This is a genomic window from Methanofollis sp., from assembly GCF_028702905.1.
Taxonomy (GTDB): domain Archaea; phylum Halobacteriota; class Methanomicrobia; order Methanomicrobiales; family Methanofollaceae; genus Methanofollis.
This window is the reverse complement of the sequence record NZ_JAQVNX010000045.1, coordinates 1-15,527: the sequence shown is the minus strand read 5'-3', so window position 1 is coordinate 15,527 and position 15,527 is coordinate 1. Positions and strand designations below refer to the sequence as shown.

The 15,527-nt window shown below is 63.2% G+C and carries 18 protein-coding genes; 10 read left to right on the top strand and 8 right to left on the bottom strand.

What is annotated here, in order from left to right; translation table 11 throughout:
• On the top strand, nucleotides 1–991 hold a 991-nt coding region (locus tag PHP59_RS06995; RefSeq protein ID WP_300165428.1), incomplete at its 5' end, for a BMP family ABC transporter substrate-binding protein.
• A 172-nt stretch (nucleotides 992–1,163) separates the two neighbouring features.
• Here the strand turns inward: PHP59_RS06995 and PHP59_RS06990 are convergent.
• Nucleotides 1,164–2,372, bottom strand: a complete 1,209-nt coding sequence (locus tag PHP59_RS06990; RefSeq protein ID WP_300165426.1) for an ORC1-type DNA replication protein — start codon at nucleotides 2,370–2,372, stop codon at nucleotides 1,164–1,166.
• Nucleotides 2,373–2,446: 74 nt separating this feature from the next.
• Nucleotides 2,447–2,686, bottom strand: coding sequence for a hypothetical protein (locus PHP59_RS06985; protein ID WP_366943739.1), 240 nt, complete (start codon nucleotides 2,684–2,686; stop codon nucleotides 2,447–2,449).
• A 108-nt stretch (nucleotides 2,687–2,794) separates the two neighbouring features.
• On the opposite strand from PHP59_RS06985, the gene PHP59_RS06980 reads away from it, so the two are divergent.
• The 3 genes from PHP59_RS06980 to PHP59_RS06970 all read left to right on the top strand — a co-directional run bounded on the left by PHP59_RS06980 (nucleotide 2,795) and on the right by PHP59_RS06970 (nucleotide 4,253).
• On the top strand, nucleotides 2,795–3,298 hold the full coding sequence (locus PHP59_RS06980; RefSeq protein ID WP_300165422.1) for a hypothetical protein: 504 nt from the start codon (nucleotides 2,795–2,797) through the stop codon (nucleotides 3,296–3,298).
• A gap of 353 nt (nucleotides 3,299–3,651) precedes the next feature.
• Nucleotides 3,652–3,924 (top strand): hypothetical protein, encoded by a 273-nt coding sequence (locus tag PHP59_RS06975; protein ID WP_300165420.1) that lies wholly within the window; start codon nucleotides 3,652–3,654, stop codon nucleotides 3,922–3,924.
• Complete coding sequence (locus tag PHP59_RS06970; protein ID WP_300165418.1) at nucleotides 3,921–4,253, top strand: hypothetical protein; 333 nt, start codon at nucleotides 3,921–3,923, stop codon at nucleotides 4,251–4,253. The genes PHP59_RS06975 and PHP59_RS06970 overlap by 4 nt, the downstream gene beginning before the upstream one ends.
• A gap of 291 nt (nucleotides 4,254–4,544) precedes the next feature.
• Here PHP59_RS06970 and PHP59_RS06965 read toward each other — a convergent pair whose 3' ends face one another.
• Nucleotides 4,545–4,685: a hypothetical protein gene (locus tag PHP59_RS06965; RefSeq protein WP_300165416.1), complete on the bottom strand. Its 141-nt coding sequence runs from the start codon at nucleotides 4,683–4,685 to the stop codon at nucleotides 4,545–4,547.
• Nucleotides 4,686–5,059: 374 nt separating this feature from the next.
• On the opposite strand from PHP59_RS06965, the gene PHP59_RS06960 reads away from it, so the two are divergent.
• From PHP59_RS06960 to PHP59_RS06940, 5 genes are all read left to right on the top strand, one after another.
• On the top strand, nucleotides 5,060–5,896 hold the full coding sequence (locus tag PHP59_RS06960; RefSeq protein ID WP_300165414.1) for a site-specific DNA-methyltransferase: 837 nt from the start codon (nucleotides 5,060–5,062) through the stop codon (nucleotides 5,894–5,896).
• A gap of 13 nt (nucleotides 5,897–5,909) precedes the next feature.
• The gene (locus tag PHP59_RS06955; RefSeq protein WP_300165412.1) at nucleotides 5,910–6,677 is read left to right on the top strand and encodes a PaeR7I family type II restriction endonuclease; all 768 of its coding nucleotides are present in this window, start codon (nucleotides 5,910–5,912) and stop codon (nucleotides 6,675–6,677) included.
• Between the two features lie 170 nt (nucleotides 6,678–6,847).
• A complete protein-coding gene (locus PHP59_RS06950; protein ID WP_300165410.1) occupies nucleotides 6,848–7,141 on the top strand; it encodes a hypothetical protein in 294 nt (97 codons plus the stop codon).
• A 73-nt stretch (nucleotides 7,142–7,214) separates the two neighbouring features.
• On the top strand, nucleotides 7,215–8,534 hold the full coding sequence (locus PHP59_RS06945) for a cobyrinate a,c-diamide synthase (protein ID WP_300165408.1): 1,320 nt from the start codon (nucleotides 7,215–7,217) through the stop codon (nucleotides 8,532–8,534).
• A 170-nt stretch (nucleotides 8,535–8,704) separates the two neighbouring features.
• Nucleotides 8,705–9,244 carry a hypothetical protein gene (locus PHP59_RS06940; protein ID WP_300165406.1) on the top strand — a complete coding sequence of 180 codons (540 nt, stop codon included), beginning with the start codon at nucleotides 8,705–8,707 and terminating at the stop codon, nucleotides 9,242–9,244.
• Nucleotides 9,245–9,405: 161 nt separating this feature from the next.
• Here PHP59_RS06940 and gpmA read toward each other — a convergent pair whose 3' ends face one another.
• A complete protein-coding gene (gene gpmA, locus PHP59_RS06935) occupies nucleotides 9,406–10,155 on the bottom strand; it encodes a 2,3-diphosphoglycerate-dependent phosphoglycerate mutase (protein WP_300165404.1) in 750 nt (249 codons plus the stop codon).
• 115 nt (nucleotides 10,156–10,270) lie between these two features.
• Between gpmA and hxlA the strand changes: the two genes are divergently transcribed.
• Nucleotides 10,271–11,557 carry a 3-hexulose-6-phosphate synthase gene (hxlA, locus tag PHP59_RS06930; protein WP_300165402.1) on the top strand — a complete coding sequence of 429 codons (1,287 nt, stop codon included), beginning with the start codon at nucleotides 10,271–10,273 and terminating at the stop codon, nucleotides 11,555–11,557.
• A 111-nt stretch (nucleotides 11,558–11,668) separates the two neighbouring features.
• Here the strand turns inward: hxlA and PHP59_RS06925 are convergent, their stop codons facing one another.
• The 4 genes from PHP59_RS06925 to uvsE form a co-directional block, all read right to left on the bottom strand.
• Nucleotides 11,669–12,103: an ACT domain-containing protein gene (locus PHP59_RS06925; protein ID WP_300165400.1), complete on the bottom strand. Its 435-nt coding sequence runs from the start codon at nucleotides 12,101–12,103 to the stop codon at nucleotides 11,669–11,671.
• 2 nt (nucleotides 12,104–12,105) lie between these two features.
• On the bottom strand, nucleotides 12,106–13,410 hold the full coding sequence (locus tag PHP59_RS06920; protein WP_300165398.1) for a phenylacetate--CoA ligase family protein: 1,305 nt from the start codon (nucleotides 13,408–13,410) through the stop codon (nucleotides 12,106–12,108).
• Entirely contained in the window at nucleotides 13,407–14,699 is a 1,293-nt protein-coding gene (locus PHP59_RS06915; RefSeq protein WP_300165396.1) for a phenylacetate--CoA ligase family protein, read from the bottom strand. Before PHP59_RS06915 ends, PHP59_RS06920 begins: the two co-directional genes overlap by 4 nt.
• A 115-nt stretch (nucleotides 14,700–14,814) precedes the next feature.
• Nucleotides 14,815–15,527: UV DNA damage repair endonuclease UvsE (gene uvsE / locus PHP59_RS06910; RefSeq protein WP_300165394.1), on the bottom strand; the 713-nt coding region annotated here is incomplete at its 5' end.

The following is a 15,527-nucleotide window of genomic DNA, read 5'->3' as shown; positions in this document are numbered from 1 at the left end:
CGCCGGGTGCACCGGGTCTTCCTCCCTCCCCTCCGTGTACATCCTGTACGGGTCGGAGATTGGCGACCTCTCGTACACCGACACCGCACACCAGGGCCTGCTCGCGGCGCACGACACCCTGTCTTTCACCGCGCGGGAATTCACGCCCCGCGACTGCGACACCCTCCCCGGCCTTCTCGCCGGCACGGAAAAACCCGGCCTCGTCATAACGGTCGGCTACCAGTACGCCAACCTCACCCGCCGTCTCGCGCAGGACCACCCTGACATCAGGTTCCTCGCCGTCGACCAGGCCGGCATCGGGTCCGACAATGTCAGGGCATATGAGTTCGTCTCCTACGGCGACAGTTACCTGGCCGGCGTGCTTGCGGCCTCGGCGACGCGGACCGGGAAGGTCGGCATCATCCTCGGCACGCAGTCCGACCTCCTCGATACGTTCCTCCGGGGATACACGGACGGCGCCCGTGCCGTCAACGCGTCGGTCGCGGTGGACCATGCCTATGTGCGGCAGCACTCCACCGACGGGTTCACCGATCCCGGAGAGGCGGGCCGGATTGCCGAAAGGATGTACGGCACCGGGACCGACGTGATCTTCACGTGCGCCGGGTATTCCAGCATGGGAGTGTTCGATGCGGCAGGGAATGCCACCGGCCGGTATATCATCGGGACCGACACCGACCAGTCGCCGCTCGGCCCGGACGTCGTGCTCGCGTCCGCGATAAAACGGGTCGACCGCGTCGTCTCCACCGGCATCGCGGAGCACCTCAACGGTACGTTCACCGGCGGCGATATGGTCGCCGGGCTCGAAGACGGTGCGACCGGCATCGTCGTCAACCCGAGGTTCGCCGTCTACAACGAGACCGTCAGCGCGTGGGAGGCGCGGGCGCAGGACGCGGAAGAGGCATACCTCCGCCGCTCCGTGCCGGAGAGCGGATTTTCCCTCAACCAGTCCGTTCGGCCGGGCGACGATACGCCTGCGTCAATGACGCCCTGATACGGGAGCACCCCATCCCGGCCGACAGGGAGAGAGTCTCGACCCTGAACGAACGGGAAGGTCAGGTGGCCGCCGGTCTTTGACCCGGTGTGCAATTCCGACCCCGGGCGAGAACGCCGCCGACGCCCTGTACCGGAGTCCGGCCGAGAGACCGGTCGTCCGGTGACTTTTTTTATTCCTGTCCTGTTTCATAGCGACGTTTTTCGTCGTCCGCGACGCCTGCAGGACACTTCCCCGACGTCCCCGACGACGCTGCCGGAACAGGGGCGACCGCGTCCCCCACTCCCTCCCGCACCATGATCTCCCGCGTCCTCCCCTGCCCTTTCTTCCTCTGCCGCGTCGCCACCAGGTGCAGCGCCTCCAGCCTCTTCAGGCGTTCAAAAAACATCGTGTAACTCATCGGTTCGATTGCGGAGACGGCCTCGTACACCCGGCCCGAGGTCGTCTCCTCCCCTCTCTCCGCCATGCCGGCGAGCACGGAGAGCACCGTCCTCTCCAGGGGGGCGAGGGCCTCCACGCCGGCGGCGAGGCGGGCGTGCCTGGCGACTGCGAACGCCGCCTCCACATCGGCGGCCTCGACCGCCGTCCTCCCCGCCCTCTCGGCGTGGAGCACCGCCTCCTTCAGCAGGCGGAGGCCGACCCGCGAGTCCCCGCAGGCCACCGTCCGCCCGACGACGAGGTCCAGGGCCGCCGGCGGCACGACGCCCGGGTACACCCCGGCCCGCAGGCGGTCGGCGAGGATGCCCCGCACCTCCTCTGCGGTGTATGGGGGGAAGAGGATCTCCGAGGCCTGGAGCACCGAGCGGGTGGCCGGGTCGAGGGCACGGGAGAGGTCGGTGTCGGGCGACGAGTCGGTCATGACCACGCCGGTCCGGGCTCCGGGGCAACTTTCGTGGAGGCGGAGGATGCGGGCGAGCACGTCGTTCAGCACTCCCTTCGGGGCGAGGTAGTTGGCGTCGTCCAGGCAGACGACGAGGACCGCCCCCCGCCCGGCAAGGGTGTGGCCGACCCCGGAGAGGACCCGCTGGCTGGAGGCGCCGTGGGTGGGCGGCGGGTGGCCGAAGAGGGAGGTGAAGAGGCGGGTGAAGACGGCGTGCGCCGTCCTCTCGGCCTGGCAGGAGACGAGCACCGGCACGACCCGGCGGGTCGTCTCCTCGATCTCGGCGAAGAGGAGTCTGACAGCGGTGGTCTTGCCGGTGCCGGGCGTGCCGCGGAGCACGGTGTTCAGCGGCCGGGAGCCGCGGAGGGCGGGCCGCAGGGCGAAGGCGAGGTCTTCGAGTTGTGTGTCGCGGTGGTTGAAGACCTCGGGGAGGCTGTCGGCCTCGAAGAGGTCGGGGTCGCGAAAGAGGGTCTGGTCGGCCATGAGGGGGCGGTGCGTCATGGGTGAGGGGTGGCGGTCGGGGTATATAGGGGTGAGGCGTGTGGGGGCCGAAAGTTGAAAGTGGGGGATGGGGATCATCCCCACCCCATCACCTTCACCACCACGGCAACGATCCCTCCCACAACCCCCCCTGCCCCGGCGGCGATCTGCCTCTCCCTCTTCTCCTCGCCGGCCGTCTCGCTCTTCCAGTTCTCGAGGGCGCGGAGCCTCCCCTCCATCTCCGCGTCGCGGTCTTTCATCTCGGCCAGAGTCCGGCAGATCCACTTCACGTCCCGATTCGTCTCGACGATCTTTTCCCGCAGGTTCTCGGCCATCACCATCTCCTGATGACTGAATGGCGGTTAAGGCAGATTAATATTACTTGTAGTAATATTGGGATGTGCCTGCGACGGACCCGGGACCTCCAGGCAGGAGAAAAGACAATGGCAGACTTTACCCTGTCCACCACGAACAAGACGTCGGTGCGGAAACTCGCCGCACCGATCGCCGATGCCGCCACCTTCAACGGCATCATCGAGAACATCCTGACGAACAACCCCTGGGGCTGCACGTCCTGGGAGGGAGCGGGCGTCTCTCACGACCCGGTCGAGAAGGCCGGCGAGGCCTACACGGCGCGGGTCATGTACGAGAACACCCTCGGCCGCGTCGTCGGCACCGCCGCCGCACGCGCCCCGACCCTCGCCGGTTTCAACGCGGCGAAGACCGAGATCCTCGGCAACACTGCACTGGAAACCGCCATCGGCGGCTCCCCGGTCGCTGACCCGGACAGCGAGACCTATGCCTGCCGCCTCAAGTGCCACGCGGCAAACGGCGAGGTGTACTCCGTCGCCTTCACCCGCACCTCCGTGCGGGTCTCGTCCTACGAGGACGATGCCGTCCTCGCGGCGGTTGAGGCATGGGCCGACGGCGTGCCGGCCCTCGCCTGAGGGGAGACCACCGGGAGGGGAGGACCACCCCCTCCCTGATCTCGCTTTTCTGGCCTCCTTTCTCTCTTTCCGTCCCTTTGATCCGGGCGGTATGGGCTTCTTTCAGGAATCTGCTTTTCTCGGGGGTTTTTTGAGGATCCGACGGGAAACTGTGCCGTCTCATCCGGGTTAGAATGGCAGTTCAGGGAGGATGAGGGCCAGAGAGGGGGACCGTGCCGGGGATTGGGGGTGAGAAGGGCGGGAAAAATGGCGGAAATGGGCGCGAATTGAACGGAGATGAGCGCCCCCGGAACAAACAGAAAGGCCACACGCCCGTCATTTGTTATATATAGTTATACATCAAATGATCGCCCATGCCCACCTCCAGCTCCGCGTCACACTCCCCGACCCTGGAGACCATCCGCATGATCGAAGACTTCGCCAGGGAGCACAGCGGCGAATACCGGCGCCGTGCCATGTGGTCCAGCCTCCCCCGGAAGACAATGTATCAGACGTTCAAGACAGTGATCGACTACCTCCTCGAGTCGAACAAGATCGCGATCGATGCCGGGGGCACGGTCTGCTGGATCTTCGACCCCGACCTCACGCGGCACTATCTGGCCCGTGAAGACCTGCGGATTCGATGAAGGCGAAGATCTTTTTTGCCGACGAGACGGTCAGGGATGCCTTCACTACCCTGAAGGCATCACGCCGCTCCGACGATCAGAACCTGTCGGCCCTCCTCGACCGGGCATTTGACACCCTGTCTGAGAATGCTTTCTGTGGTTTCCAGATCCCCAAAAAGCAGATCCCGAAGATATATCGGCGGCAAAACCCATCGATACAGAATCTCTGGAAGTACAACCTGACCGATTCGTGGCGGTTGATCTATACCGTGGCCAGCGACGGGGAAATGATCGTGGTGATCATCGAGTGGCTGGACCACACCGCCTATGAACGGCGGTTCGGATACTGATCGCTCCACCTCCGGTAAAATCTGGTCGTTTCTGAGAGAATTAATTCGATCAAATTTCGATTCTGTCAGTTGTGGGGGGATTGACGGTGTCTGTGCCTCGCAGGTATCGACACGATAGACCTGGTGTAAATGTTCGACTTTTCCCCAGACACCATCCCGGGCGTGAGCCGTCATCGCGGGAGAAAGAGAGCGGGAAGACGAGGTGAGTGGCAAGGTGTCTCTTCATGATCGACAGCCCGCCGTGTGTTGCATAGGGAGTAACGAAAAAAGGGGAGGAAGGTAGGTGAAGAGTCAGACCTTCCTGTACTCGCAGCGCTTACATCGCGGGCAGGGGGGAAGGGTGTCGGTGTCGTCGTCGAGACGGACGACCTCGTTGTCATACAGGCAGACGTATCTGCCCTTGCCGGGTTTTTCGCCACATTTGTATGGCATACATAATACTGATACAATATCATCGATAAATATATGGCGGGGTGTGTGAAAGTGTCCGTTGACCTATTCGATCCATACCGCTCTTTTATTCTCCTAAATGGTGGCATTGCTCTCGTATTCAAAACCCTGCTCTCTGTGGATCCCTACGAGAGGGGGATTTATGTAAACCCGGGCATCAATAGTAATTCACAGACATGATCTCACGAGCCATCTCGCCAGGGGCATCTGGTCCTATCCCCGTGGAAAAAACCTTCTTTGTCAATCAATCGCGGTTGGACCAGCCCCTGGACGCATGCGTCCCTCCCGGTATTCTTGCAGTCGCAGAGGCACAAGGACAGCGTGCCATTCCCCATATCGCCAAAACACCCGCCCTGATGAAAGAGATCGAAGCCCTCTCCGGCAGCCTCCCGACGCAGCACCGTTTCATCAACGCAGACAGCCGGAATCTGGAGTGCATCCCTGACGAGAGCGTCCACCTCGTCGTCACCTCGCCCCCCTACTGGATTCTCAAAAAATACCCTGAGAAAGATGAACAACTCGGTCAGATCGAGGACTACGAACTCTTTTTAGAAGAACTGGACCGTGTCTGGCGGCACATCTACCGGGTCCTCGTCCCCGGCGGCCGTCTGGTCGTCGTCGTCGGCGATGTCTGTCTTCCCCGGAGAACGGTCGGGCGCCATTTTGTCATGCCCCTCCATGCCTCCATCCAGGAGCACTGCCGGAAGATCGGCTTTGACAACCTCGCACCGATCATCTGGTATAAGATCGCGAATGCCTGCTTCGAGGCAAAGTCGCCGGGGTCGTTCCTGGGCAAACCCTACGAACCAAATGCAATTGTCAAAAACGATATCGAATATATTCTCTTCCAGAGAAAACCGGGCGGTTACAGGAAACCCACACAGGCGGCCAGACTGTTGTCGGTCATCTCGGAGGAGAATCAAAAAGCCTGGTTCCGTCAGATCTGGGACCTCAAAGGGGCCTCGACCCGCGACCATCCCGCACCCTACCCGCAGGAACTGGCAGAAAGACTCGTGCGGATGTTCTCGTTTGTCGGTGACACGGTGCTCGATCCCTTCGGGGGCACCGGCACGACCGCCCTTGCTGCGGCACGGTGGGGGAGAAACAGCATCAGCGTCGAGGTCGAAGAAAAATATTTCTCAATGGAGATTGATCGGTTTATTCATCAGGTTAAACAGTCTCGATTGTTCTGATTGAGGTAGAATCATGGTGAATGACCGAATTCTTCGAGATATTTTACGGGACGATTATTTTTCCGACGCTGTGCGGTATTTCTGGGATAAGCGGGCGTCGCAGGCAGAGGACCAGAATAACCGGGGGACGAAAGATCAGGGTATCCGTTCGGAGGCGACGGGCGGGAAGCATATGGACAAATTCTTCTCGCTCATTCAGACGTTGCTGGTGGATATCGGTGTGCCTGAGGGGGACATCTGCACGCGGAAGAGGGACGTGGACCTTCCGGGATATTTCCGTGCGGAAAAACAGTGGGACCTGCTTGTCGTCAAACACCATCCTGACGGGAAGAAGGAACTGGTTGCTGTTCTTGAACTGAAGTCTCAGAAAGGACCGTCTTTCGGGAACAACATCAACAACAGGACTGAGGAAGTGCTGGGGAGTGCACATGATCTCTGGACGGCCTACCGTGAGGGTGCCTTCAAGACCTCGCCGTCTCCGTGGTTGGGGTATCTGCTCCTGCTGGAAGATTGCGAAAGGTCCCGGAAGAGCGTGAGAAATAACGAACCGCACTTCGAGGTCTTCCCGGAGTTTAAGAACGCCTCCTATGTTGAACGCTACCATCAGACCTGTTTAAGACTGGTGCGGGAGCGGGTCTATTCTGAGGTCTGCTATCTGCTGGCAGACAAGGAAGAGAAGATGAAGGCCAGGAATTATTCTGAGCCTGATGAGTCGTTGTCCGGGGCGCGGTTCCTGCGGTCGCTCTGCTCGCATCTGAATAATTTCTACGAACTGAAGTGATTTCTGATCTTTTTCACTCTTTTTCCGTGAGAATTGTAAGAGGGATCCGCCGTGCCTCCCTCGCCATCCCCCCTGCTCGGTGCAAACGACCAGGGAAATAAATCTGTGAATAAAAAATACGCGATATATTTATTATCCAAAATTTGCATGGTGGGGGGTGGTGAGAGGTTATGATGTTTGTGATCACCCTTGTCCATCCTCCCGAGTTGTGTCTTGCACGGAATGAATTCAATGCTGAAGCCAAGCGCTGGATCGACGGAATGAATGACCTGGCAAAGAAACTGAACATAAGGATTCACGGAGCATATTCCTGCCCAAGCGAACACACATTCTATTTCATTCTTGAATCAGATGATGTCAAAACGATAACTGCATTCTTCTCCGGTATAATGCTCACAAATCATAAGGGGCGGATTTCTTCTGTCATTTCGCTCAAAGAAGCATCTGATACCCTTATTAAATGAACCAGATCATTTTTCCTGAATGAGGCCGAAAAAACCATACCTTCATTTTTCTTCCTCGCCAAGATCCACCGGCATGATCCCGGCAATCGTCATCGCAGGCACCCACTCCGGCTGCGGCAAGACCACCCTCGCGTGCGGCGTCATGGCGGCGCTGCGGGCGCGGGGCCTCGTCGTCCAGCCCTTCAAGGTCGGCCCCGACTTCATCGACCCCTCGCACCACACCGCGATCTGCGGCCGCCCCTGCAGGAACCTCGACCCCTTCATGATGGGGGAGGACGGCGTGGTGCGGACCTTCGCATCGGCATCGGCAGGCGCGGACATCGCCGTCATCGAGGGCGTGATGGGACTCTACGACGGCCTGGAGGGCGGCGACCTCGGCTCCACCGCGCACGTGGCGAAGGCCCTCGGCGCACCCGTCGTCCTCGTCGCGGACGTCGGCGGCATGTCGCGGAGCGCCCACGCCCTCGTCCGCGGCTACACCTCCTTCGACCCCGCGGTGCGTTTCGCCGGCGTGATCTTCAACAGGGTCGGGAGCCCCCGCCACAGGCAGATGATCGAGGAAGAACTCTCTGTCCCGGCCCTGGGCTGGGTGCCGACAGAGAAGGCGAAGGCCGTCTCCAGCCGCCACCTCGGCCTTGCGATGGCCGGAGAGGCGAGCATGGCCGCCTTCGGTGCGGTCTCTGAGGAGCACTGCGACCTCGACGCCCTCATCGCCGCGGCCACATCGGCCCCTGCGGCCGTCCCGGCCCCGGCCGCCGCCGGCGACTCACCCCGCGTCCGCCTCGGCGTGGCGCGGGACGCCGCCTTCTGCTTCTACTACCAGGACAACCTCGACCTCCTGCGGCGGGCCGGCGCCGACCTGGTCTTCTTCTCCCCTCTCGCCGACCCCCTCCCCGACGTCGACGGCCTGTACCTCGGCGGCGGCTACCCCGAACTCCACGCGGCGGCCCTCTCCCGCTCCCCCTGCACGCGGGCGGTCGGGGCCGCCGCGTCGGACGGGATGCCCGTCTATGCCGAGTGCGGCGGCCTCATCTACCTCTGCGAACGCCTCTCCTCCGACGCCGACTATCCCATGGCCGGCGTCCTCCCGGCCGACGCCCGGATGAACCCGCGCTTCCAGGCCCTCGGCTACGTGGAGGCAAAGAGCACCGGCACATCCCCCCTCCTCCCTGCCGGCCTCTCTTTCCGGGGGCACGAGTTCCACTACTCCTCCGTCGACCCGGCGGCCGACGCCCGCTTCGCCCTCAGCCTTGGCCGCGGCAAAGGCATCGGCGACGGGCGGGACGGCCTCTCCGAGCACGCCGTCCTTGCCGGCTACAGCCATGCCTACATGACGGAGCGCTTTGCCCGCGCCTTCTGCGCCGCCCTGGACCGGTGGCGGCGGGAAAGGTGAAAGTTTCTCCTCCCTTTTTTCCGTCCCTGTCGTGACCTCTCTTCTCCCTGTGCCGCCGCCAGAGTATTACGCGACGATCGCATCGTGTTTATTGTTCACACGTTTCGATACATTTTTATTATTTGTGCACAGAGATGGGGATGCACTTCGGTGCAAGGGGGAAAAACTCTATGACTGAATCGGCAATCGAACAGGTCGCGGCCGGACGGGCGATGGAGACGAGGACGGTCCGCGTCAGGGAACAGGAGTACGCCCGCCTCAAGGCCCTCGGCACGGTGCGGGACTCCTTCTCCGATGTGATCGAGCGTCTGCTCGATTTCTACGAGGCCTATGACGCCGGCGTCCACTCGCGCGACTCATCTGACTTCGAAGGGAGGGTGGAGCTCCCGGAGAGCCCGGTCTACCGGAAAATTGCTCTCGACCTCTTCGACCGGACGCTCGCCCTGGGCAGCGGCATCACCTTCACCGTGGGGTACGATCCTGTGGTGTCGCCGCTCAACAGAACCGGAAAGGGCCTTGTCACCTTCTACAAGGACGACCGGCGGTTCTGTCTCTTCAGGGTGGGAAAAGAACGCCTCTGGCTCTACTTCCCGACCGAAAAGGAGGAGACGGAACTGGAGGGCTGGGAACTTGTGCAGAACATATTCCTGGACAACTTCCTTGAGGACGGGGGGATGCAGCTCATTCAGCGGCAATACCAGCTGGCATAGGTGAGGCACGTCCTTTGTGCGGGGATCTCTGGAACACCACCGGGACCCCTTTTTTGATAATCCTATACTATTCATGCGACCCCTCCCCCGACTGAGGTCGGGGACGTCCGGATCTTTTTGACCTGTCGCGGCGTTCCGGCAGAACCCGAAAAAAAGAGAAATTATTTCTTTGCCGTCCCCTGCTTCTTGACGCCCTCGATCGCCGCCTTCACCTTTGCCGGGTCGCCGAGGTAGTAGTGGCGGAGGGGCTTCAGGTCGTCGTCGAGTTCGTAGACCAGGGGAATGCCGGTCGGGATGTTCAGGTGTGCGATCTCGTCGTCGGGGATGGCGTCGAGGTGCTTCACCAGGGCCCGGAGAGAGTTTCCGTGGGCGGCGATGAGCACCCTCTTCCCCGCCTTCAGGGCCGGGACGATCTCTTCCTCCCAGTACGGGAGGAAACGCCCGACCGTGTCCTTCAGGCACTCGGTCCCGGTGGCCGCGGCCTCAGGGATCGCCGCGTACCGGCGGTCGTGGACCGGGTGGCGTTCGTCGTCCCGTTCGAGCGCCGGCGGCTGCGTCGCATAACTCCGCCGCCAGATGAAGACCTGCTCGTCGCCGAACTTCGCCGCCATCTCGGCCTTGTTCAGGCCCTGGAGGGCGCCGTAGTGGCGCTCGTTCAGCCGCCAGGAGCGCGTCACCGGGATCCACATCAGGTCGGTCTCGTCGAGGACGATCCAGAGTGTGCGGATCGCCCTCTTCAGGACCGAGGTGAAGGCGCAGTCGAAGGTGTAGCCCTCCTCCCGCAGGACGCGGCCAGCCTCGTGCGCCTCCTCCACCCCTTTTTCCGAGAGGTCGACGTCGGTCCACCCGGTGAACCGGTTTTCCCTGTTCCAGACACTCTCACCATGCCGTAATAGGACGAGTTTGATCATGACCATTCCTCGAAGTGTTCTCTTCTACTGGTTTACGGGGCTGCCTCTTATTGGTGACGCTTCCCGTGTCCCGGCGAAAGTAAGCCTTAACACCTTCGCGCCCCCATTTTCAGGCATGACACGTCCGACGCTCCAGGTGGCGCTCGATATCCTCGAACTGCACCGGGCCGCCCTGATCGCGAGGGAAGCGGTCGCGGGCGGCGCCGACTGGATCGAGGTGGGCACCCCTCTGATCAAGAGCGAGGGGATGGCGGCGGTGCGCGAACTCCGCAGCGCCTTCCCCCACCAGGTGATCGTCGCGGACATGAAGATCGCCGACACCGGCACGCTGGAGGTCGAGATGGCGGCCAAGGCCGGGGCGAACATCGTCTGCGTCCTCGCCGACGCCGACGACTCGGTCATCGCCGAGTGCGTCCGGGCCGCACGCCTGTACGGCGTGAAGATCATGGCCGACCTGATCCATGTCGCCGACCCCGTGGGGCGGGCGAAGGAACTCGAAGTCCTCGGCGTCGACATCGTCAACGCCCACGTCGGGATCGACCAGCAGATGCTCGGCAAAAGTTCCGTCGACCTCCTCCGCACCCTTGCCGGGTCGGTCTCCCTCCCCCTCGCGGTGGCCGGCGGCCTCGACGCCGCGACCGCGGCCGAGTGCGTGCGTGCCGGTGCCGAGATCGTCATCGTCGGCGGCTGGATCGTCAAGTCCGGGGACGTCGAGGGATCGGCACGGACGATCCGGGCGGCCCTGGACGACCCCTCCCTCGCCCCCGCGAAGAGGGCCTCCCCTGACGAGGAGATCAGGGCGATCCTGATGCAGGTCTCGGCCCCGAACGTCACCGACGCCATGCACCGGAAAGGTGCGATGAACGGCCTCGTCCCCCTCACCAGGGGCGTGAAGGCCGTCGGCCCCGCGGTGACGGTCCAGACCTTCGCGGGCGACTGGGCCAAACCCGTGGAGGCGATCGACCTCTGCAGGCCCGGCGACGTCCTGGTGATCAACAACGACGGCCGGACCCATGTCGCCCCCTGGGGCGAACTCGCCACCCACTCGGCACAGAACCAGGGCGTCAGCGGCGTCATCATCGACGGCGCCGTCCGCGACGTCGACGACATCAGGGCGATGCAGTACCCCCTCTTCGCCCGCGCCTGCGTCCCGAACGCCGGGGAGGCGAAGGGCTTCGGCGAGATCAACGCCGAGATCGCCTGCTGCGGCCAGCAGGTCAGGCCGGGCGACTGGATCATCGCGGACGAGAGCGGCGCCGTCGTCATCCCGAAAGAGCGGGCCTACGAGATCGCCCGCCGCGCCCTCGAAGTGAAGAAGATGGAGGAGCGGGTGCGGGAGGAGATCGCACGCGGGAGCACCCTCGCGCAGGTGCAGGAACTGTATAAGTGGGAGAAGAAGTGAAAACGTCTCCCTTCATCTATTTTCAGACTAAATGAATCTCAGGATGGCGGATATCAGCCGTAACCGCTCAGTCACGTCGTAAAAAAGAGAGGGGCCACGCCCCGCGGGGCGTCACTGGAAAAGATCTACGCTGAGCAGTTTCCCGCCCGCGGCGAGGATCCTGTCGATCCCCTCCTCGACCTGGTCGACCCGCAGGATGAGCACAGCCGCATCCTTGCCCGAGTAGGCGTACGAGTACTCGATATTGACCCCCGCGTCGCCGAGGATGCGGGCGATCTCGTAGAGACCGCCGGGCTCGTCGCGCATGGCGACGGCGATGACGTCGGTGAAGGAGACCATGAAGCCGAGTTTCGTGAGACAGTCGTGGGCCTTCTCCGGCCTGTTCACGAGCGCCCGCACGACGCCGAAGCCGTTCGCCTCCGCGATCGAGAAGGCGAGGATATTGATCCCGGCCTCTTCGAGGGCGCGGGCGATCGCCGCAAGGCGGCCGGGCTTGTTCTCTGAAAAGATCGAGACCTGCTTGATGATATACTTCTTCTCAGCCATCTTCAGTACACTCTCCGGTCAATCACTCTCTTTGCCTTCCCCTCGAAGCGGGGGAGCGACCCCGGCGCCACGAGTTCGACGTCGGCCGCCACATTGAGGGAACTCTTCAGCTGGTGGACGACCTTCCCCCGCACCCTCATCAGGTCGGTGATCTTGTCGGAGAAGGCCTCCTTGCTCATCTCCACCCGCACCAGCATGGAGTCCAGGGCCCCGCGTCGGTCCACCTCGATCAGGAAGGCGCTGCCGACCACCTCGGGGATGCCCATGAGCGTGTGTTCGACCTGCGACGGGAAGACATTGATCCCGCGCACGATGAGCATATCGTCGACGCGGCCCTGGATGCGCATGATCCGCGGCGACGTCCGGCCGCAGGCACAGACCGAGTCGTCGAGGGCCGTGATGTCCCCGACGCGGTAGCGGATCAGGGGGAATGCCTCCTTTTTCAGGATGGTCATCACCAGTTCGCCCTTCTCGCCGGGCGGCAACTGCTCGCCGGTCTCCGGGTCGATGATCTCCGGATATGCGATGTCCCCCCAGATATGGATGCCGTTCTGTTCGGCGCACTCGGTGAACATCGGGCCGGAGAGTTCGCTCGTGCCGTAGATGTCGAAGACCCTGATGCCGAGGGACTCCTGGATCTTCTTCCGCATCTGCTCGGACCAGGGTTCGGCCCCCAGGATACCGAGGCGGAGACCCGTGTCCTTCGGGATCGAGACGCCCATCTTCTCGGCCGTCTCGCCGAGGTGCATGAGGTACGAGGGAGTGCAGGCGATCGCCGTCACATGGAGGTCCTGCATCAGTTCGATCTGCCTCTCGGTGTTGCCCGTGCTCATGGGGAGCACGGTCGCCCCCACCCTCTCGGCGCCGTAGTGGATGCCGAGGCCGCCGGTGAAGAGGCCGTAGCCGTAACTCACCTGGATCACGTCGCCCCGGCCGAGACCGCAGGCGGTGAAGGAGCGGGCGAGGGAGGTCGTCCAGTTCTCCAGGTCGTTTGCGGTGTAGCCGACGACCGTCGGCTTGCCGGTCGTCCCTGACGAGACATGGTAGCGGACGAGTTCCTCCTGCGGCGCGGTGAAGAGGCGGTCAGGGTAGTTGTCCCGCAGGTCCCGCTTGTACATGAAGGGGAGCTTCGTGACGTCGTCGAGCGTCCTGACATCGTCGGGGTGGACGCCGGCCTCCCGCATCCGCGCGTGATAGAAGTCGGAAAAACTGTACAACCGGTAGACGAGCGTCTTCAAAAGCCGGTACTGGAGTTTTTTCATCTCCCCGGCCGGCATCTCTTCCACGCGGGGGTCCCACATCCTCACCAGATCTCATTCCTCCTGTCTACGACGTGGCGGGCCTTCCCCTCAAAGCGGGGCAGGCTGCCCGGTTCAACGAGCCTGACGGTCGTCCTGAGGTTCAGGGCCTCCTTGATCGCCCCGGCCACCGTCTTCTGGAGGCGGGCGAGGTCGGCGAGTTCGCCGCTGAAACTCTTCCTGTTGATCTCGACCTCGATCGTCATCTCGTCAAGATGGTTGATCCTGTCCACATATACCATGAACTGGTCCCCCACGTCGGGGATGGAGAGGAGGGTGTGCTCGATCTGGGACGGGAAGACGTTGATACCCCTGATGACGAGCATGTCGTCGGCCCTGCCGGTGATGCGCGCTATTCTTTTGCCGCGGCCGCAGGGGCAGTCCTCGGGGATGATGCGGGTGATGTCGCCGGTGCGGTACCGGATCAGGGGCATCGCCTCCTTGACCAGGGGCGTGACGACCAGTTCGCCCTTCTCGCCGTCGGGCAGGCGTTCGCCCGTGATGGGGTCGATGATCTCGGCGAGGTAGCAGTCGTGCCAGATGTGGAGGCCGTCGTGCTCGGGGCACTCGAAACCGGCGCCCGGCCCGTACATCTCCGACATCCCGTACGAGTCGAAGGCTTCGAGGCCGAGACGTTCCTCCAGTTCCTTTCTCATGTTCTCTGACCAGGGTTCGGCGCCGAAGATCCCGATCCGCAGGGTGTCGAGGGTGGCGCCCATCTCCTCGGCGACCTCGGCGAGGTGCATCCCGTAGCTGGGGGTGCAGTGGATCGCGGTGACGCCGAAGTCCTGGATCATCTCGATCTGCCTTTTGGTGTTGCCGGTGGCGCTCGGGATCACGGTCGCCCCGATCTTCTCGGCGCCGTAGTGGAAGCCGAGGCCGCCGGTGAAGAGGCCGTAGTTCACGGCGTTCTGGAAGATGTCCTCGTCGGTCAGGCCGATCATGGTGAGGTTCCGCGCGATCAGTTCAGACCAGTTGTCCAGGTCCTGTCTCGTGTAACTGACGACGGTCGGTTTGCCTGTCGTGCCCGAGGTGGTGTGGATGCGCACGACCTGTTTCATCGGGACGGCGATGTTGCCGAAGGGGTAGGCGTCGCGCAACTCCTTCTTGTAGGTGAAGGGGAGTTTTTCCACGTCGGCGAGGGTCGTGATGTCGTCGGGCGTGACGCCGGCGTCCCTGAACTTCCGCCGGTAGAAGTCGACGTTCTGCGAGTGGTGTACAGTCCACTTCAGCCGCGAAAGCTGCAACGCTTCGAGGTCTGCCCCTGAAATCGTCTCCATTTCCCTGTTCCAGAACATGTGCACACTATCCTCTGATCCGGGCGGCCTCCCCGCCCGTGATGGTTGGAAAAGAGTTGGGGCCCGCCCCCAAATAACCTTGCCATGTTCTGACATGGCGCGCCGTGCCGGGCCCTCACCCGGCGTGCCGCACGATCGCGAGGGCGCGGAGGGCGCTCTGCTCCTTGTCCTTGATCTCCAGCATGATGTCGGGGTCGTGGGGTCGGGCGGCGGCGAGGAAGGCGGCGAAGTGGGCGGGGTCGAGGGTGCGGGCATGGCGGCCGCGCCGCCCGCCCGGTTCCTGGGAGGAGTAGTCGACCATCGGGACGCCGTCCCTCTCCGACCAGGTGGCGGCGCAGGCGGCGACGGCCGCGCCGGTGTCGAGGCCGGAAGGGTTGCACTCGTGGTGGAAGGCGTCGAAGAGGACGGGGATGCCGCACTCGCGGCTGACGGCGCGGCACTCCGCCTCGGTGTACAGGCGGTCGTCGTTCTCGACGACCAGGCGCCGCCTCACCTCGCGGGGGAGGGTGCGGTACCTGTCGAGAAACCGGCCGACGGCCGCCTCCCTGTCGCCGTAGGCCCCGCCGAGGTGGATCTGGACCTTTGCCGTCGTGTCCAGGCCCATGGCGTCGAGGACCGCGGCGTGGTACGCCAGTTCGGCGACGCTCCTCTCACCGACACCCGCGTCGGGTGAGGTGAGGAGGGTGAACTGGTCGGGGTGCAGGGAGATGCGCATGCCGCGGCCCCGGACGAACGCCCCTATCCCGGCGAACTCCTCCGCGAAGATCGCCGGCCAGTCGAGGGCGTTCACCGGGTGGGAGGCGAAGGGGACGAGGTCCGAGGTGACCC